17 protein-coding genes are annotated in these 17,044 nt (G+C 65.0%); 4 read left to right on the forward strand and 13 right to left on the reverse strand.

The features are described 5' to 3' along the window. Positions 1–60: 60 nt before the first annotated feature. The 4 genes from RPS27_RS37025 to RPS27_RS37040 form a co-directional block, all read right to left on the reverse strand. Positions 61–978, reverse strand: coding sequence for an MBL fold metallo-hydrolase (locus RPS27_RS37025; RefSeq protein ID WP_211419325.1), 918 nt, complete (start codon positions 976–978; stop codon positions 61–63). Positions 979–1,140: 162 nt separating this feature from the next. Then, positions 1,141–2,355, reverse strand: coding sequence for an acyl-CoA dehydrogenase (locus RPS27_RS37030; protein ID WP_194406737.1), 1,215 nt, complete (start codon positions 2,353–2,355; stop codon positions 1,141–1,143). A gap of 131 nt (positions 2,356–2,486) precedes the next feature. Continuing rightward, positions 2,487–3,563, reverse strand: a complete 1,077-nt coding sequence (gene ribB / locus RPS27_RS37035; protein WP_194406736.1) for a 3,4-dihydroxy-2-butanone-4-phosphate synthase — start codon at positions 3,561–3,563, stop codon at positions 2,487–2,489. 172 nt (positions 3,564–3,735) lie between these two features. Next, positions 3,736–5,466, reverse strand: a complete 1,731-nt coding sequence (locus RPS27_RS37040) for a cation:proton antiporter (RefSeq protein WP_212065469.1) — start codon at positions 5,464–5,466, stop codon at positions 3,736–3,738. A 67-nt stretch (positions 5,467–5,533) separates the two neighbouring features. Here RPS27_RS37040 and RPS27_RS37045 point away from each other — a divergent pair, with 67 nt between their 5' ends. Next, the gene (locus RPS27_RS37045; RefSeq protein ID WP_310473232.1) at positions 5,534–6,061 is read left to right on the forward strand and encodes a DUF3124 domain-containing protein; all 528 of its coding nucleotides are present in this window, start codon (positions 5,534–5,536) and stop codon (positions 6,059–6,061) included. Positions 6,062–6,151: 90 nt separating this feature from the next. Next, positions 6,152–7,384: a PLP-dependent aminotransferase family protein gene (locus RPS27_RS37050; RefSeq protein ID WP_212065470.1), complete on the forward strand. Its 1,233-nt coding sequence runs from the start codon at positions 6,152–6,154 to the stop codon at positions 7,382–7,384. 10 nt (positions 7,385–7,394) lie between these two features. Here the strand turns inward: RPS27_RS37050 and hpaD are convergent, their stop codons facing one another. Both hpaD and RPS27_RS37060 read right to left on the reverse strand, forming a co-directional pair. Then, positions 7,395–8,249, reverse strand: coding sequence for a 3,4-dihydroxyphenylacetate 2,3-dioxygenase (gene hpaD / locus RPS27_RS37055; protein ID WP_212065471.1), 855 nt, complete (start codon positions 8,247–8,249; stop codon positions 7,395–7,397). An 18-nt stretch (positions 8,250–8,267) separates the two neighbouring features. Then, positions 8,268–8,540: a helix-turn-helix domain-containing protein gene (locus RPS27_RS37060; protein WP_128916759.1), complete on the reverse strand. Its 273-nt coding sequence runs from the start codon at positions 8,538–8,540 to the stop codon at positions 8,268–8,270. A 161-nt stretch (positions 8,541–8,701) separates the two neighbouring features. Here RPS27_RS37060 and RPS27_RS37065 point away from each other — a divergent pair, with 161 nt between their 5' ends. Further along, on the forward strand, positions 8,702–9,154 hold the full coding sequence (locus RPS27_RS37065) for a hypothetical protein (protein ID WP_212065472.1): 453 nt from the start codon (positions 8,702–8,704) through the stop codon (positions 9,152–9,154). A 97-nt stretch (positions 9,155–9,251) separates the two neighbouring features. Beyond that, on the forward strand, positions 9,252–9,482 hold the full coding sequence (locus RPS27_RS37070; protein ID WP_194406730.1) for a hypothetical protein: 231 nt from the start codon (positions 9,252–9,254) through the stop codon (positions 9,480–9,482). Positions 9,483–9,543: 61 nt separating this feature from the next. Here the strand turns inward: RPS27_RS37070 and RPS27_RS37075 are convergent, their stop codons facing one another. The 7 genes from RPS27_RS37075 to RPS27_RS37105 form a co-directional block, all read right to left on the reverse strand. Continuing rightward, positions 9,544–10,362: an aldo/keto reductase gene (locus RPS27_RS37075; RefSeq protein WP_212065473.1), complete on the reverse strand. Its 819-nt coding sequence runs from the start codon at positions 10,360–10,362 to the stop codon at positions 9,544–9,546. 219 nt (positions 10,363–10,581) lie between these two features. Next, the gene (locus RPS27_RS37080; RefSeq protein WP_212065474.1) at positions 10,582–12,156 is read right to left on the reverse strand and encodes an alkaline phosphatase; all 1,575 of its coding nucleotides are present in this window, start codon (positions 12,154–12,156) and stop codon (positions 10,582–10,584) included. 118 nt (positions 12,157–12,274) lie between these two features. Next, entirely contained in the window at positions 12,275–12,694 is a 420-nt protein-coding gene (locus RPS27_RS37085; RefSeq protein WP_212065475.1) for a hypothetical protein, read from the reverse strand. Between the two features lie 107 nt (positions 12,695–12,801). After that, positions 12,802–13,803 carry a nitronate monooxygenase family protein gene (locus RPS27_RS37090; RefSeq protein ID WP_212065476.1) on the reverse strand — a complete coding sequence of 334 codons (1,002 nt, stop codon included), beginning with the start codon at positions 13,801–13,803 and terminating at the stop codon, positions 12,802–12,804. A 98-nt stretch (positions 13,804–13,901) separates the two neighbouring features. Continuing rightward, positions 13,902–15,521 carry a DHA2 family efflux MFS transporter permease subunit gene (locus RPS27_RS37095; protein ID WP_212065477.1) on the reverse strand — a complete coding sequence of 540 codons (1,620 nt, stop codon included), beginning with the start codon at positions 15,519–15,521 and terminating at the stop codon, positions 13,902–13,904. Next, positions 15,518–16,672, reverse strand: coding sequence for an HlyD family secretion protein (locus RPS27_RS37100; protein ID WP_212065478.1), 1,155 nt, complete (start codon positions 16,670–16,672; stop codon positions 15,518–15,520). Before RPS27_RS37100 ends, RPS27_RS37095 begins: the two co-directional genes overlap by 4 nt. A 199-nt stretch (positions 16,673–16,871) precedes the next feature. Continuing rightward, positions 16,872–17,030 (reverse strand): hypothetical protein, encoded by a 159-nt coding sequence (locus RPS27_RS37105; protein ID WP_211419335.1) that lies wholly within the window; start codon positions 17,028–17,030, stop codon positions 16,872–16,874. Between the last annotated feature and the right edge of the window lie 14 nt (positions 17,031–17,044).

Raw genomic sequence — 17,044 nt, forward strand, 5'->3', positions numbered from 1 at the left:
GAAGTGGCGAATAGCGAGTGGACGCCACCTTATTCGCTACTCCCTATTCGCCATTCGCCCTCAAGCCATCCGATACGTTCCGCCGATCACGGGATCGCCATCCGTCGCCACTACGCCGCGGGCGACCAAATCTTCCAGATGCGCCAGCACGGAATAGCCGGCGGCCGTCGTCAGCCGGGGATCGATGCCGATATAGATTGCGCGGACCATGGTCGGGATGTCGGTCTCGCCCTTGGCGAGGCGGTGCAGGATCGAGGCCTCGCGCGCCTTGCGGTGGCGGATCAGGAAGCGCACGAAGCGCTGGCCGTCGGGAATTTCCGGGCCGTGGCCGGAGAAATAGAGGTCCTCCTCGCGCGCGGCGAGCCGGTCGAGCGAGTCCATGTAGTCGATCATCGAGCCGTCGGGCGGCGCCACGATCGAGGTGGACCAGCCCATTACGTGATCGCCGACGAAGTTGAACTTTCGCTCCGGCCAGGCGAAGGCCAGATGATTGGCGGTGTGGCCCGGCGTCGCCACCGCTTCGAGCCGCCAGCCGTCGCCTTCGACGACATCGCCATCTGCGATCCTGATGTCGGGCACGAAATCCCGATCGGAGCCGGATTCCGGATTGTGCTTCTCGCTCTCGAAACGCGGGCGCGAGGCGCGGTGCGGGCCTTCGGCATAGACCGGCGCGCCCGTCACCTGCTTGATCCGCGTGGTGTTCGGCGAATGGTCGCGATGGGTATGCGTGACGAAGATATGGCTCACCGTCTCGCCGCTGATGGCATCGAGCAGCGCAGCCGCATGTGCCGCGTCGTCCGGGCCGGGGTCGATGATCGCGACATTGCCCCGGCCGACGATGTAGCTGACCGTGCCGGTGAAGGTGAACGGGCTCGGATTGTTGCAGAGCACGCGGCGCACGCCGGGCCGGACTTCCTCGACGATACCGGGCTTCAGCGGAAAATTGCGGTTGAACGGGACGTCGTCATTGTCGGACATGGCTTGCTCATACCTTGCTGACTTCGTCATGCCCGGCCTTGTGCCGGGCATCCGCGTTCTTCGCGCGGCCCTAAGACGTGGATGGCCGGGACATCTAGCGCGAAGACGTGCTTCGGGCTTGCCCGGCCATGACGTCAGAGTTTCCTACCTCGACTCTCGAGCTCAGAAAAACGCCTGAATGCCCGTGATCGCACGTCCGAGGATCAGGGCGTGGACGTCATGGGTGCCCTCGTAGGTGTTGACCGTCTCGAGGTTATGGACGTGGCGCATCACGTGGTACTCGATCGAGATGCCGTTGCCGCCGTGCATGTCGCGTGCGACGCGGGCGATGTCGAGGGCCTTGCCGCAATTGTTGCGCTTCATGATCGAGATCATCTCGGGGGCGAACTTGCCCTCGTCCATCAGGCGGCCGACGCGAAGCGAGCCCTGGAGACCCAGCGCGATCTCGGTCTGCATGTCGGCGAGCTTCTTCTGCACCAGCTGGGTCGCGGCGAGCGGCTTGCCGAATTGCTTGCGGTCCAGGGTGTACTGGCGGGCGCGATGCATGCAGTCCTCGGCGGCGCCGAGCACGCCCCAGGAGATGCCGTAGCGGGCGCGGTTGAGGCAGCCGAACGGACCCTTCAGGCCGGAGACGTTGGGCAGCAGCGCGTCCTCGGGGACCACGACGCCGTCCATCACGACCTCGCCGGTGATGGAGGCGCGCAGCGACAGCTTGCCGCCGATCTTCGGGGCGGAGAGGCCCTTCATGCCCTTCTCCAGCACGAAGCCGCGGATCTGGTTGTCGTGCGCGGCCGACTTGGCCCAGACCACGAACACGTCGGCGATCGGCGCGTTCGAGATCCACATCTTGCTGCCAGTGAGGCGATAGCCGTCAGCCACCTTCTCGGCACGCGTCTTCATGCCGGCCGGATCGGAGCCCGCGTCCGGCTCGGTCAAGCCGAAGCAGCCGACCCACTCGCCGCTGGCGAGCTTCGGCAAGTACTTCTTGCGCTGGTTCTCGTCGCCATAGGCGTAGATCGGGTACATCACCAGCGAGGACTGCACCGAGTTCATCGAGCGGTAGCCGGAATCGACCCGCTCGATCTCGCGCGCGACCAGACCGTAAGCCACGTAGCTCGCATTGGCGCAGCCATATTCCTCAGGCAGGGTGATGCCGATCAGGCCGAGCTCGCCCATCTCGTTGAAGATCTCGCGGTCGGTCTTCTCTTCGAGATAGGCCTTGGAGACGCGCGGCAGCAGCTTGTCCTGGGCGTAGGCGCGGGCGGTGTCGCGCACCATGCGCTCGTCTTCGGTGAGCTGCTCGTCGAGCAGGAACGGATCGTCCCACTGGAATGAAGCCGCAGCCGGCTTGTCCTTGGCCTGAGGGCGCACGCTCATGAAACGTCCTTTCGTCTGGTTCCGTCAAAATTTGCCCGACAAAGTAAAGCGCCGCGGCAACAAGTGCAATTGCATCCTGGTTTCGTCATTCCGGGGCGCTTTCAGCGCCATCCCGGGGGCGACACGACGTGTCAGCTCTCGAGCTGCTCGTTGGCGACGATCTCGATGCCGAAGCCCGACAGGCCCTTGTAGTCGTGCACCGAGGAGGTGAGATGCCGGATCGAGGTGACGCCGAGATCGCGCAGGATCTGCGCGCCGACGCCGACCTCGCGCCACTGCCGGTTGCGGTCGGCCTCCGTTGCGGTCTCGTCCGGCAACGCCGACACCGGCACGCCGGCCGCGCCATCGCGCAAATAGACCAGCACGCCACGGCCCGATTTCTTGAAATGCTCGAGCACCGCCGCCATGCGCTTGTGCCCCGTAAAAATGTCCTTGACGATGTTCGGCTTGTGGAAGCGCGTCAGCACGTTCTTACCGTCACCGACGCCGTTGTAGACGAACGCGACGTGGGCGATGGAATCGAACGGCGAGCGGTAGGCATAGCCCTGCAAGGGTCCGATCGGGCTTTCGGTGACGAAGGTGGAGACCCGCTCGATCAGCTTCTCGCGCGCCTGGCGGTAGGCGATCATGTCCGCGATGGTGACGTGCTTCAGCTTGTGCTGGGCGGCGAAGCGGGCGACCTGCTCGCCCTTCATCACGCTGCCGTCGTCGTTCATCAACTCGCTGATGACGCCGACCGGCGGCAGCCCTGAAAGCTTGCAGAGATCGACGGCGGCCTCGGTATGGCCGGAGCGCAAGAGCACGCCGCCGTCCTTGGCGATCAGCGGGAAGATGTGACCGGGCCTGGCAAAATCGTTGGCGCCGACGTTGGGATTGGCCAGCGCGCGGCAGCAGGAGGCGCGCTCCTCGGCGGAGATGCCGGTGCCGCCATCGGGCTTGTAGTCGATCGAGACCGTGAATGCGGTGGTGTGCGCGGAATCGTTATGGGCCACCATCGGGTCGAGCCGCAGGCGGCGCGCGTCCTCGGTGGTGACAGGCGCGCAGACGATGCCGGAGGTGTGGCGGATGATGAACGCCATCTTCTCGGCGGTGCAGAGCGAGGCGGCGACGATCAGATCGCCCTCGCCCTCGCGGTCCTCGTCGTCGGTGACGACCACGAGCTCACCCCGGGCAAAGGCCTGCAGAACTTCCTGAACGCTATCGGGCATGTCCCAATCTCTATCGGTTATGAGCGGGAGGCTTAGCCGGACTTGGGGCGGGGCGCTAGTGTTCTGGACGCAACCGCTTATTCCGGGCGGCGGACCATCCGGGGCCCGGCTTGCACCGAAGATACCAGGGATATGGGCGCAGCCAGCCGGAGCGGAAGGCGGACGGCCGCCCTCAGGGCAACACTTCGCGGCGCTCGCCGAGACGCTGATCGAGCTCGGCGCGCTTGTCGGCGAGAAGGCCTGCCTGGGCCGCCTCGATGACCGTGAACAGCTCGTGCGCATCGCTGAGCCGGGTCACGGTGACGTAGCTGGCGCCGGCCTCGTAGAGCGCGCCGACATCGGCCAGCAGGTCGGCGGTGGCGACGATCAGGGCGGTCGGATTGAGCGCGCGGACGTGGCGGACCAGCTTCTCGTTGGTGGCGCCCTTCAGCAGCGAATCCGGCACGCTGAGGATGATCATCTCGGACTTGCCGATGCCGGCATGGAGCAGCGTATCGACATTGCTGATATCGCCGTAGATCACGTGCAGGCCGCGCGAAAGCAGGGTCTGGTACACATTGGGGTTGAAGTCGACCACCGTGATCTGCTCGAGCAGCACCGGCGCCTGCCGTTCAATCTCGGCCAGCAGCGCGCTCGCCGCACGGAAAAATCCGAGGATGACGATACGGCGGGCCTCGCCGTGGCCGCCCTCGTGCCCCTCCTCGCCATGGCCGCTGCCATGGTCGAGATCCCTAAGGCCGATCCGCTTCAGGGGGCCGATCGCCCAGCGGGTGATCTCGTCGCTCCGGCTCATCGCGAAGGTCGAGAGCACCGCCAGCACCACGAAGGCGAAGGAGGCGGCGTTGGCTGTCTGCGCTGCGATATGGTGATCGTTGACGCCGGTCTGGATCACCACCAGCGAGAACTCGGAGATCTGCGCAAGGTTCAGCGCCGGCAACAGGCTGGCGCGCAGGCCCTGCTTCATCAGATAGAGCGGCGTGAAGGTGGTGACGATGCGGCTCACCACCGTGAAAGCCGCGATCATCAGCGCCAGTCCGATCACGGAGAGGCCGGGGATGGGAATGGTCATGCCGAGCGCGACGAAGAACAGGGTGATGAAGAAGTCGCGGAGCGTGGTGACCTTGGCGGTGACGTCGAGCGCGTAGGGAAAGGTCGAGAGCGAGACGCCGGCGATCAGGGCGCCCATCTCGCGCGACAGCGACAGCCGTTCGGCAGTCTCGGCGACGAGAAAGCACCAGGCCAGCGCGCCGAGCAGGATCAGCTCGGGCCGCCGGGCGATCTGGTGGAACAGTCGCGGCAGCACGTAGCGGCTGACCAGGAGCGCAGCAGTGACCAGCACCGCGACGCGGCCGATCGAGAGCAGGATGACGCTGGCCTGCAGATTGGCAAGACTCGGCTGCACCGCCAGGAACAGGATGGCGAAGATGTCCTGAAGCACCAGCACGCCGAGCGTGATGCGCCCCGGCAGCGTGTCGAGCTCGCGCTTCTCGTAGAGCACCTTGACGATGATCACGGTGCTCGACAGCGCACAGGCGACGCAGAGATAGACCGCATCGAAGTGCCCGCCGCCGAGCGACAGGCCGATGCCGACGAAGAACAACACCCCGAGCAGGCAGCCGCCGAGCAGCTGGCCGCCCGCCGCGAACAGGATCACCTTTCCCGCCCGCACGATCTTCTTCAGGTCGATCTCCAGCCCGATCATGAACAGCATGAAGATCAGGCCGAGCTCGGAGATGACGCCGATCGATTCCTGCGAGTGGACCCAGCCGGTGCCGAATGGACCTATGCAGAAGCCGGCGATAAGATAGGCCAGGATCAGCGGCTGCCGGGAGAAATGGGCGAGCAGGCCCAGCATCCAGGCAAACAGAATACAGAGAGTGATGTCGCGAATGAGCTCGTGCATACCAAATTGGTCCGTTTTGCCGCACCCTAGAGGCGGGTTGCGGCGCGGCAAGCGAGCAATTCGTCACATGCGAGAAGCGTTGTTCGCAGCAATGCTGCTATGCTCTCTCGCCTTTGCCGTGCCCGCTGCCGCACAATCCAAGGTCAATATTGAACAGAACTTTGCCGATTCCCTCACCGCAATGCCGAACCAGGAACTCGCCGTCTCCGGCGGGTTCTACGTGCCCGCCTATTCCAGCGTGGCGATGAGCCAGGGCAAGCTGCGCGTCGACTTCTCGGTGACCTTGAGTGTTCACAACGCCTCCGAGACGCAAGCACTGGTAGTCAAACGCATCGCCTATTTCGACACCGCAGGCAAGCAGGTCGAGACCTACCTGAAGGGACAGGTCGCCCTGAAGCCTCTGGCGACGATCTCGATCTTCATTCCGACCGACGACGTGCGCGGCGGGACCGGGGCCAATTTCCTGGTCGACTGGGCCGCGACAGGCGAGATCGCCGAGCCCGTGGTCGAGGCGCTGATGGTTGGCGGCGTCGCCAATGCACATTACGCTTTCATCAGCCAGGGCCGTCCGACCCGGACGGCCGGCAAGAAGTAAGCGCGCCCGCCCCCCGGGGGGCGGACGGAAACAACAAGGCGCCCGGTGCAACGCCGGCTGCTCAACAAGAACAAAACGAGGAACGCCCCCATGACGTCCAGCTTCGACTTCGCCCCCCTGTTTCCGGCAGGGCTGCCGGCCCCTTCTGGGCGCTGGACGGGCCTTGCCAAATACAGCTTCGTCGGCGGCAACAACGATTCCGAACAGGTACCGCTCGACGAATTGGTCGAAGCGGCCAACACGGTGCTGCGGCGCGAGGGACGCTCGCTCGCCACTTATGGGCTGGCGCATGGCCCGCAGGGTTACTTGCCACTGCGCGAATTCCTGGTGACCAAGCTCAAGCGCGATGCCGGCATCACCTGCACCATCGACGATCTCCTGATCGTCTCCGGCTCACTGCAGGCGCTCGACCTCGTCAACGCGACACTGCTGAGCCGCGGCGACACCGTGATCTTCGAGCAGGACAGCTATCAGGGCTCCCTGACCCGCCTGGCGCGGCTCGGCGTCAACGTCGTCGGCGTTCCCCTCGACAAGGACGGCATGCGCATGGACCTGCTGGCCGCGACGCTGGCCGATCTGAAGAGCCGCGGCATCCGGCCCAAATACATCTACACCATCCCGACGGTGCAGAATCCGACCGGCAGCATCATGCCCGAGAGCCGCCGCGCCGAGCTGGTGCGGCTCGCGACCGAGTATGGTGTGCCAATCTTCGAGGACGATTGCTATGCCGACCTCGTCTGGTCGGGGCAGCGTCCGCCGGCGATCCACGCGATGAGCGAGAGCGGCGGCGTCATCCATATCGGCTCGTTCTCCAAATCGATCGCGCCGGCACTGCGCGTCGGCTTCATCGTGGCGCCCTGGGAGGTGATGTCGCGGATGCTGGCGCTGAAGACGGATGCGGGCTCCGGCGCGCTCGAGCAGATGGTGCTGGCGACCTATTGCAAGCCGCATTTCGCAAGCCATGTACCGGCGCTGACGAAAGCGCTGCGCACCAAGCTCGACACGCTGATGGAAGCGCTGAACGAGCAGTTCGGCACAGCCGCCGAGTTCGAGGAGCCCAAGGGCGGCATCTTCCTCTGGGTCAAGCTGCCGGATCAGGTCGATACGTTGAAGCTCTATCAGGCCGCGCTCGCCGCCGGCGTTTCGATCAATCCGGGCCCGGAATGGTCGACCAACAAGAGCCATTCCAGCGCGCGGCTGCGGCTGTGCTTTGCAAGTCCCTCGCATCAGCAGATCCGCGAGGGCGTCGCCGTGCTGGCCGAGGTCTGCCGCAAGGAATTCGGCGTGCCCGCCCGCAGCGCCAATGTGGAGAAGCGGGCCTGAGGCCGCGGCCTCACGCCTCGATGTGAAACTCCACGTTGACCTGGCCGGAGCCGGACGAGGGAAAGTAGTCGCAGAGCTGTTCGGCGGCGCCGCGATAGTCGTACCAGCCGAGCGCGGCGAACAGCATGATGGTGTCGGCCATGCCGCCCTCGCCGTTGCACTTGGTGGCGTAGTCTGGGAGCATGTCGAGGAATTCGCGGTAGCGACGGCTCTGCCACAGCTCGAGCACGCGCAGATCGACCTGGCGGTTGAACTCGCTGGCGACCGAGGTCCACGCCTCGGGGCCCAGCTTCTTGTTCGGCCAGAGCCGATGCGAGAGCGAGCCGCTGGCGAGGATTGCGACCCGCTCACCGGATTCGTCGATCGCGCGGCGGGTCGCTTCACCGAGGATCCGGCTCTCCTCGAACGAGGTGAAGAGCGGCGAGGCCACCGAGACGACCTTCGCAAAGCCGTCCGGGTTCAGGTAGTGCATCGGCACGACGGTGCCGTATTCGAGCCCGAGGCTCGCCACCTCATGGGCGATCACGTTGAGGCCTGCGTCCCCAGCCCTCTCAGCGATGGCTTTCGCCAGGCCCGTGTCGCCCGGCAGATCGTAGCGCAGATCCTGGATCATCTGCGGCGCTTCGTGGCTCGTGAACGAGCCGCGATGCCGCGCATTGGCATTGATGTGGTAGCCGAAATTGGAGAGCCAGTGGGTGTCGAACACCACGAAGCAGGTGACGCCGCGCTCTTTCGCCCGGCGGCCCAGCTCGCGCAAGGAACTGACCGCCGGCTCGCGCGCGGCGCGGAGCGGGCTGCCTGATAGCTCCGACAGCATCAATGATGGAACGTGGGTGACCTTGGCGGCGAGTACGAGCTGCCCCATGGCGGTCCCCTCCAAGCGTCAGGCCGCCTGCGGCTGACTGCCGTGGATTGCGGAGGCCAGGCGCAGCAGCAGGACGATCGAGACATTGCCCTTGCCGGCCTCGATCTGGGCGATATAGCGCTCGGAAATCCCGGAACGGCGGGCCAGCTCGCGGCGCGAGAGGTCGCAGCGCATGCGCGAGGACCGCAGGCGATCGCCCAGCTCGGTCAGAAACTCGGTCTCGGAATAAGGCGGCACGGCACAGCTCCCCGGCAGCACTTCGCCCGCAAAATCCATGACTTGATTCAGCATTGGTCTATCCAGGTTCGCCTTCGGGAAGCGTCATCCTACCCCGGAAAAGTCCGGCCTCATTGACGCGGATCAAATTCGCGAGCGATCGAGCGGCCGCCATGGACGGCAGCCGACGGGATGCTACACTTTGGAATTCTTCGAGGCGGGGGTTCTTTCAGGACATGACGCGTGGTTTGGGCCGCTGGATCGCGGCTGCGATGCTGTGGGTGGCGGTCACCCCCACCGCAAGCGCCGAGACGCTGGCCGCGACGGTCGAGCAATGGGGGCTGCTCGGCTCATGGGCGGTCGACTGCGCGGCGCGGCCCGACCGCGACAAGGGCGCGCTCTTGACCTACGAGATCCGGAAGGACGGCCGGGTGATGTACCGGCGCAATTTCGGCGAGGCCAGGGACGAGAACGAGGTGGTGTCGGCCACGGTCAACGCCGAGGGCCTGCTCAATGTGATGGTGTACTTCCCCTTGCTGCATCAGGCCCGTGAATTCGGGCTGCTGCTCCTCAAGGACGGCAGCCTGCGCGCGATCTACAATCGCAGCGAGCGCGGCGAATATACGATCAAGGACGGCAAATACGTCGCCACCGGCGCGCCCACGCCGACGCAGCAGCGTTGCGACTAGCCACCTGAACAGCTGTTCAGAATTCTCCTGCGATTCTCCCGGAACGTTCGCATCAGTGCGCGGTTTAGATGTGCATTCGAATTTCGAGGAGGACATCATGAAGAAGCTTGGTTATGTGGTTGCGGCCCTGGGTGCACTCGTGATCGCGGCGCCGACGCTGGCAAGCGCGGAAACGGTCGTGATCAAGCGTGGCGGTTATCACCATCATCATCACGGTCCCTACGGCGCCCGCGCCGAATTCCGCGGCCATCGCGATTACGGCTGGCATCGCGGCCATCATCGCGACAAGGTCGTCGTGATCAAGCGCAGCCATCGCCACTGGGATTAATTGAGAGCGCATTTGGAAATGGCCCCTCACGGGGCCATTTCTTTGCGCATCAGGGATCGAACTAATCCCACGCCGGTGCGAAGCCCGGATTGACGCAGCGGCGATCCTTCGGCAGCGCGGCGATCTTCTTGCGATCGGCTTCGTCGAGCGTGATCTTCAGCGCATCGAGGTTGGCCTGCTGGCTCTCCCGGCGCGAGGCTTTCGGGATCGCGGCGACGCCGTCCTGGTCGAGCAGCCATTTCAGCGCCACCTGCGCGGCGGTCGCGTTGTGCCTGGCGCCGATCTCGGCCAGCATCGGGTCCGATGCAATGCGCCCCTGCGCCAGCGGACAATAAGCGACGAGCGGGATCGACTTCGCCGCGAGATAGGCGCGCACCTTCGATTGATCGAGCATCGCGTGATATTCCACCTGATTGCAGGCGATCGGCGCCCTGACGTCCTCGACCGCGATCTTCAGCAGCGCCGTGGTGAAATTGGCGACGCCGATGGCGCGGGTACGTCCCTCCTCCTTCAGCTTCATCAAGGTCTCGAACACCGCACCCCAGTTCGCGGCCGTCGAGGGCCAGTGCACGAGATAGAGATCGACATGGTCGAGCCGGAGCTTGTTCAGGCTCGCATCGAAGGCACGACGGATCGCGTCGGGGCTGAGATTCTCGTGCCAGACCTTCGTCGTGACGTGAAGCTCGGCGCGTGGCAGGCGGGACGCGGCGATGGCTGATCCGATCGGCTCCTCATTGGCATACATCTCGGCGGTGTCGATATGGCGATAGCCGATCGACAGCGCGCTCTCGACCGCGGCGCGGCAGGCATCTCCCTGCATGCGAAAGGTGCCGAGGCCGAGCTTGGGCATGCTGATGCCCTGTGTCTTCAGATTGTCCATGAACAGGCTCCTGACATATTGCATCCCGCCGGCCACGCCGTGAGGGCGTTGGAAACAGACTCTTTGGTGATGGAAAAGAGGTGGCGGGAGTAGCCAATCTAGCGCGGGAGCAGCGCTGCGGCCAATCAAGATCGGGTTAGAGCGGGGATGCGCGATGCGTCCTCGACGTCATGCCCGGGCTTGTCCCGGGCATGACGACGCGGAGAGGTTATCCGCCCCTCACGAATGCTGCGCAACCACCGCAGGTCGCGCCTGTGGCTGCGGTGCGATGTCGACCGACCAGAGGCTGCGGTTGTCGACGTCCTTCAAGGTCACGGTCATCACGCCGGTCGGGCCGTCGATGTCGACGCGGCCGAAGAACTGCAGGCCGAAGCACGGCGCCAGATTATCGCCCTGCGCCGCGCTGCAGCCGTTCTGGTACATCGCGACGGGCCCAAAGGTGTTGTCGAGCTCGGCGGGACCCCAGGTGCCGGCATGCAGCGGGCCCGAAACGAACTCCCAGAACGGCTCGAAATCCCTGAATTGCGCCTTGTTCGGATCGTAGTAGTGCCCGGCGGTGTAGTGCATGTCGGCGGTGAGCCAGACGATGTTGCGCACACCGGCGCGCTTGATGGAGCTGAGAAGATCGGCGATCTCGTGCTCGCGCCGATCAGGCGGCCCGTCGCCGAGCGCGACGGCGTCCAGGCTGATCAGGCCGATCGGCAAATCGGCCGCGATCACCTTCCAGGTCGCGCGCGAGGCGGCAAGCTCGCGCTTGAGCCAGGCGAGCTGTTCGGCACCAAGGATCCAGCCGCGATGGTCGCTGCCCTTGTTCCAACGGTCGTCGCGATAGCTGCGCATGTCGATCATGAAGATGTCGAGCAGCGGACCGTAAGCGATCTTCCGATAGACCCGGCCCTGCCGCACGCCGATGTCGCGGATCGGCATGAAGTCGAAGAAGGCACGGCGAGCGCGTGCGACGAGGCGCGGGGTGCCGTCATCCTCAAAGCCTGCGTCATCGTAGCTGCCGGTCGGTGACCAATCGTTGGTGACCTCGTGGTCGTCCCATTGCGCGAACATCGGCACCTCCGCGTGGAAGGCGCGGAAGTGCTCATCGAGATGGTTGTATTTGTAATTGCCGCGAAACTGCGCCAGCGTGTGCGCGACCTCGGACTTCTCTTCGGTCACGAGGTTGCGCCAGGTCTCGCCGTTCGGCAGTTTCTGCTCGGCAGGAATCGTGCAGTCGGCGTAGATGTGATCGCCGGAATGGATGAAGAAGTCCGGTCGGTTGTCGAGCATGGTGCGATAGCTGCGATAGCCGCCGCGCGAGATGTCGATGCCCCAGCCCTGCCCTCCGACATCGCCGGACCACACGAACGAGATCGACCGGCCTGCTGCCGGCGCGGTGCGGAAATGGCCGATGCGGCTTTCGCCGCGAAGGCCGGTTGCGATGTCGTCGAAGCGGACGCGATAGAACATGTCCTGCCCGGGCGGCAGGTCGTCGAGCTGCAGCTTTGCGGTGCAATCCGCGTCCGGCAGCGCACCGCGCGAAGCCGACGCCATGATGGTCTTGAAGCTCTCGACGGTCGAGCACTCCACGTGCATTCGCGCGGGACGGTCGGCACGCGCCCAGATGACGGCGGAGCCATCGCAGACGTCGCCCGACTGAATGCCGCCTGCGACTTGCGGACGATCAGCGGCGCGGCTGAGATAGGGTGTCGCGAGCGTGCCGAGCGAGGCAACCGCCAGGCTTGAAGTCGAACGGACCAGGAATTGCCGCCGGGTCCACGCGCGCGATGCGCGGAGCGTTGCCATTCAGGAAACCTTCGTCGAATCGCGACGGAAGGTGCCTGCGCTCCTTAACTTCCAGCTTACGGTTTCTTGACTCCCCGCCTACGGTTTTGCGACGCGGGGATGACGGGGTGCCCCCCGTTCAGTGCTTCCAGTTGCAGATGCCGCCGGAGCGGCAGGGCCAGGTCTGGATGCGGGTGTCCATCGCCTGCGCGTCGAGCGGGTTGCCGTGACGATGCGCCAGCTTGGTGCGGGCTGCGCCGCGCGGCTGCGCGGGCCTCGCATGCGCGCTCTTCGGCTCGGCCGCACGGACGCGTTCGGCGGCCACCTTCTTCGGCACGTCGACGGGCTCCGCGCGCGCCTGCGCCTCGTTGCCGCCGCGCGCTTCGAGGGCGACCGGTGCAAATTGCGTCTCAGGCCCGAGACGTTTTGGAGACAGCACGGCCCTGGAGAGATCGAGACCGAGATATTCGTTTGGCTTGTAGTCGTCAGCGCGCGCGATGCCGCCCCATGCGAGCACGAGGGCAACGGCAATTGCAAAAGAACCGCTTTTCAGGACCACGGACGCCTCCTGAAATTGATTTTGAAAGGGTAATTTACCCTTATTTGGGAGGCGTCGCGTGGAATTCCAGTGGCCAAGTGCCGCCGTGGTTAAGAAGTTTGGCGGTGTCAGGCGACCTTTCGCGTCGCCGCCGTCCCATCCAGGAACCCCATCAGACGGCTGCGGATGATCTGTTCCGCCTCCCCCATGATCCGATCGATGAGTTCCTTGCAGGATGGGATGTCGTGGATCAACCCGGCGACCATGCCGCAGCTCCAGGCGCCGGCGTCCATCTGTCCTTCCAGCATGATCCTGGGGTAGACGCCCGCAACCTGGTCGTGGATGTCGTCGATCTTCAGCTTGTCGCCCTTCTCGCGCTCGATCTCGATCAGGCGATCGACATTGGCGTTCCTCAACACGCGCTCGGTGTTGCGCAAGGAACGCATGATCAGGCGGGTGTCGAGCTCGGTGGCCGCGACCAGCGCGTTCTTCACGTTCTGATGGACAGGGGCTTCCTTGGTGGCGATGAAGCGCGTGCCCATGTTCATGCCGGCCGCACCCAGCGACAAGGCCGCGACCAGGCTGCGCCCGTCCGCCATGCCGCCGGAGGCGACGAACGGAATCTTCAATTCCTCTGCCGCGCGCGGCAGCAGGATCATGTTGGGAATGTCGTCTTCGCCGGGGTGACCACCGCACTCGAAGCCATCGACGCTGACGGCGTCGCAGCCGATGCGCTCGGCCTTCAGCGAGTGGCGGACCGAGGTGCATTTGTGGATCACCTTGATGCCGGCGGCCTTCAGCGCCGGCATGTACTGCTCCGGACTGCGGCCTGCGGTCTCCACCGCCTTGATGCCGCCTTCGACGATGGCCGCGATATATTCCGGATAAGGCGGCGCCGCGAAGGTCGGCAGGAAGGTGAGGTTCACGCCGAACGGCTGGTCGGTCATGTCGCGGCAGCGCGCGATCTCCTTGGCGAGCAGCTCCGGCGTCTTCTGCGTGAGACCGGTGATGATGCCGAGCCCGCCGGCATTGGAGACGGCGGCGGCCAGCTCGGCGAAGCCGACGAAATGCATGCCGCCCTGGATGATGGGGTGCTCGATGCCGAACAGCTCGGTGATCGCGGTCTTCACTTCACTCTCCTCCCGGAATTTGGCTTTGGATTGGGTGCAGTCTAGCCGGACTTTCGCGCCGCGGTCACCCTTTCTCTGAGATTGCAGGCAAGGCTTCCTCAATGCCCCCGCGCCGGCCCACCCAGCTTGATCGGCCGCAGCACGGCTGCCGTCGGGATCATCAGCACCGCGACGATCGCAAGCGTCCAGAACACGTCGATGTAGGCGAGCAGATCGACCTGCTGCTGCAAGGTGCGACCGACCCAGGCCAGCGCCTGCGACGCCGCATCGCTCGCATTGGAGCCCTGCGCCTGGAAGTAGCGCGTCATCGCATCGATGGTCTGCTGATAGCCGAGATCGGAGGGTGCGGCGTGCTCGATCAGGCGGCTCTGGTGAAATTGCTGGCGCTGCGCCAGCACCGTCTGGGCCAGCGCGACGCCCATGGATCCCCCGATGTTGCGGGCGACGTTGATCAGGGCCGAGGCCTGGTTGGTCTTGTCCGGTGGCACGCCGTCATAGGACGCGGTCGTCACCGGCAGGAACAGGAATGGCAGACCGAGCGCAAGGAAGATGCGGGACAGCGCCGCGTAGCCGTAGGTGATGTCGCCGGTCAGTCCCGTGAGATGCCACATCGAGAACGCGACGATCGCCGCGCCGAACATGATGAGGTATTTCGGTTGCACCGAGCTGACGAGGCGGCCGACCACGGGCATCAGCACCAGGGTCGCGATGCCGCCCGGCGACAGCGCGAGGCCGGCCAGCATCGCCGTGTAGTTCAGCTCGGTCTGGAGCAGTTGCGGCAGGAGCTGCGTGGTCGAGATCAGCACGGCACCGGTGGCGAGCATCACCAGGAAGCAGGCGGCGAACTGGCGGCGGCCGAGCAGGCGCAAATCGACGATGGGATCTTCGCGCGTCAGCTCCCACGGGATCAGCGCGAGCAGGCAGGCGGCGGCGAGCAGCGCGAACATGATGATCATGTTCGAGCCGAACCAGTCGTTGCGCTGGCCTTCATCGAGCACGAATTCGAGCGAGCCGAGCCCGATCGCGACGAGCAGGAAGCCGATATAGTCGACGCGTAGGCCCTTGCTGAGCAGCCTCTCCCTCTCCTCCTCCGCGCCTGAGGGCTCCCGGACCAGCGTCCCGACCAGGAACAGCGACAACAGACCCATCGGTACGTTGATCAGGAACACCCAATGCCAAGTGTAGGTGTCGGTGATCCAGCCGCCGAGTGTCGGGCCGATCACCGGTGCGACCACGACGGCGACGCCGTAGATCGCGAAGGCCTGGCCGCGCTTGTGCGGCGGGAAGGAGTCGGCGAGGATCGCCTGCTCGCTGGTGGCCATGCCGCCGCCGCCGAGGCCCTGAAGAATGCGAAACAGCACCAGCGACTGCAGATTCCAGGCGAAGCCGCACAGCAACGAGGACAATGTGAAGGTCGCGACGCAGATCATATAGAAGCGCTTGCGGCCGATCACCGTCGACAGCCAGCCCGAGATCGACAGCACAATGGCGTTCGCGACCAGATAGCTGGTGATGACATAGGTGCTCTCGTCGATGCCGACCGCGAGGCTGCCCGCGATGTGACGCAGCGCGACATTGGCGATGGTGGTGTCGAGCACCTCCATGAAGGTCGCGATCGAGACCACGAAGGCGATGAGATAGGGATTGTGCCCTCCGGCCGCCGAACGTTCCGGCGACCAGCCGCCCGCAGACGCGCCGCCTTGCGCGGCGTCCGTCATCGCACCCTGGTCCAGGGCACGACCGACATGCCGGGACCGACAGGCAGATCGGCCGGCCAGTTGTCGACCACGATCTTCACCGGCACGCGCTGCACCACCTTGACGTAGTTGCCGGTGGCGTTCTCGGCCGGCAGCAGACTGAACGCGGTGCCGGAGCCCGGCTGCACGGAATCGACATGGCCGGTGAGCTTGCGACCGGGATAGGCATCGATGCGAATCTCGACCGGCTGGCCCGGACGCATGTCGTTCAGCTGCGTCTCCTTGTAGTTCGCGACGATCCAGACCTCGTCGGGGACGAACATCATCAGGCTCTGGCCGGCGGTGACGAACGTGCCCTTGGCGCCCGAGAGCTTGACGACGCGGCCGGACTGCGCCGCGACGACGCTGGTGTATTGCAGGTTCAATTTCGCCTGGTCGAGCTGCGCCTGCGACTGCGCGAGCTGCGCCTTGGCGCCTTCAAGCTGGGCCTGCAGCGTCTTGATGCCGAGTTGCGCCGACGTCACCGCCGTCTTGGCGCGCTCGGTGTTGGCCTGCTGCGCCTGGAGATCAGAGCGGGTCTGTTGCTGGCGCTGCACGGTGCCGGCGCCCTTCTCGACCAGCTCTTCCGCGCGCTTGAACTCCTCCTGCGCGAATTGAAGCTGGGCCTGCGCCTGCTCGAGCTGCGCCTGGGCCTGCTTGATCTGCTCCTCTTGCGAAACAATCTGCGCCTCGACATTGTCAATGTTCGCCTTGGAGACGGCGACCTGCGCGCCCGCCTGTTCGATGGCGATGCGATAGTCGCGCTCGTCGATTTTGGCGAGAAGATCGCCGGCGCTGACATGCTGGTTGTCAGTGACGGGAATGTCGGTCACATAGCCGCCGACCTTCGAGGCCACCGAAAAGCTGCGCGCCGCGACGAACGCATCGTCGGTGGATTCGTAATGGCGCACCTCGAGCCAGTAGAGCAGACCGCCGACGATCGCGGCGATCAGCACGAGGGCGCCGGCGGTTGCGAGCAGCCAATGCTCGCGAAGCCGGTCTCGCAGCGACGGCGCCGGCTTCTCCGGTTGATCCTTGGCGTCGCGCGGCGGATCGGGATTCGGTGGTGGAGCGTCCTTCGCCCTCTGCGGCTGCTCCGCGGACGGCCCACGCTCCCGTGTCTGAGCATCCACGGCCAACAACCTCTCTCGGGATTGAGCTGGCACCAAGCCGATTTGCACCGGTCGTGCGCGCCGCGGGCCTAACCACGGCGCCGCAACATGGTTCCGCACACCCAGCGTGCCGCCGTCATTCGTGATCGCGCTGCCAACAAAAATAGAGCGCAGCATTGTGCTTGCTGCGCTCCCTATTTATTCCGCGAAATCGTTTGGTTCAGTGCGTCTTGGTCCGATGCCACTTCTCGAGGTCGGGCTTCACCTCGTCCGATCCCTGCTCCTTCTCCGGATTGCCCTTCCAGGGCTTGTCCGTTTGCCTGTGCGAACCCCAATCATTCTGATTACGGGGATCGTCGGTGGGCCGTTCCTTGCTCATTGGTTCATCCTTCT

This window comes from Bradyrhizobium sp. WYCCWR 12699 (assembly GCF_032144035.1).
Taxonomy (GTDB): Bacteria; Pseudomonadota; Alphaproteobacteria; order Rhizobiales; family Xanthobacteraceae; genus Bradyrhizobium.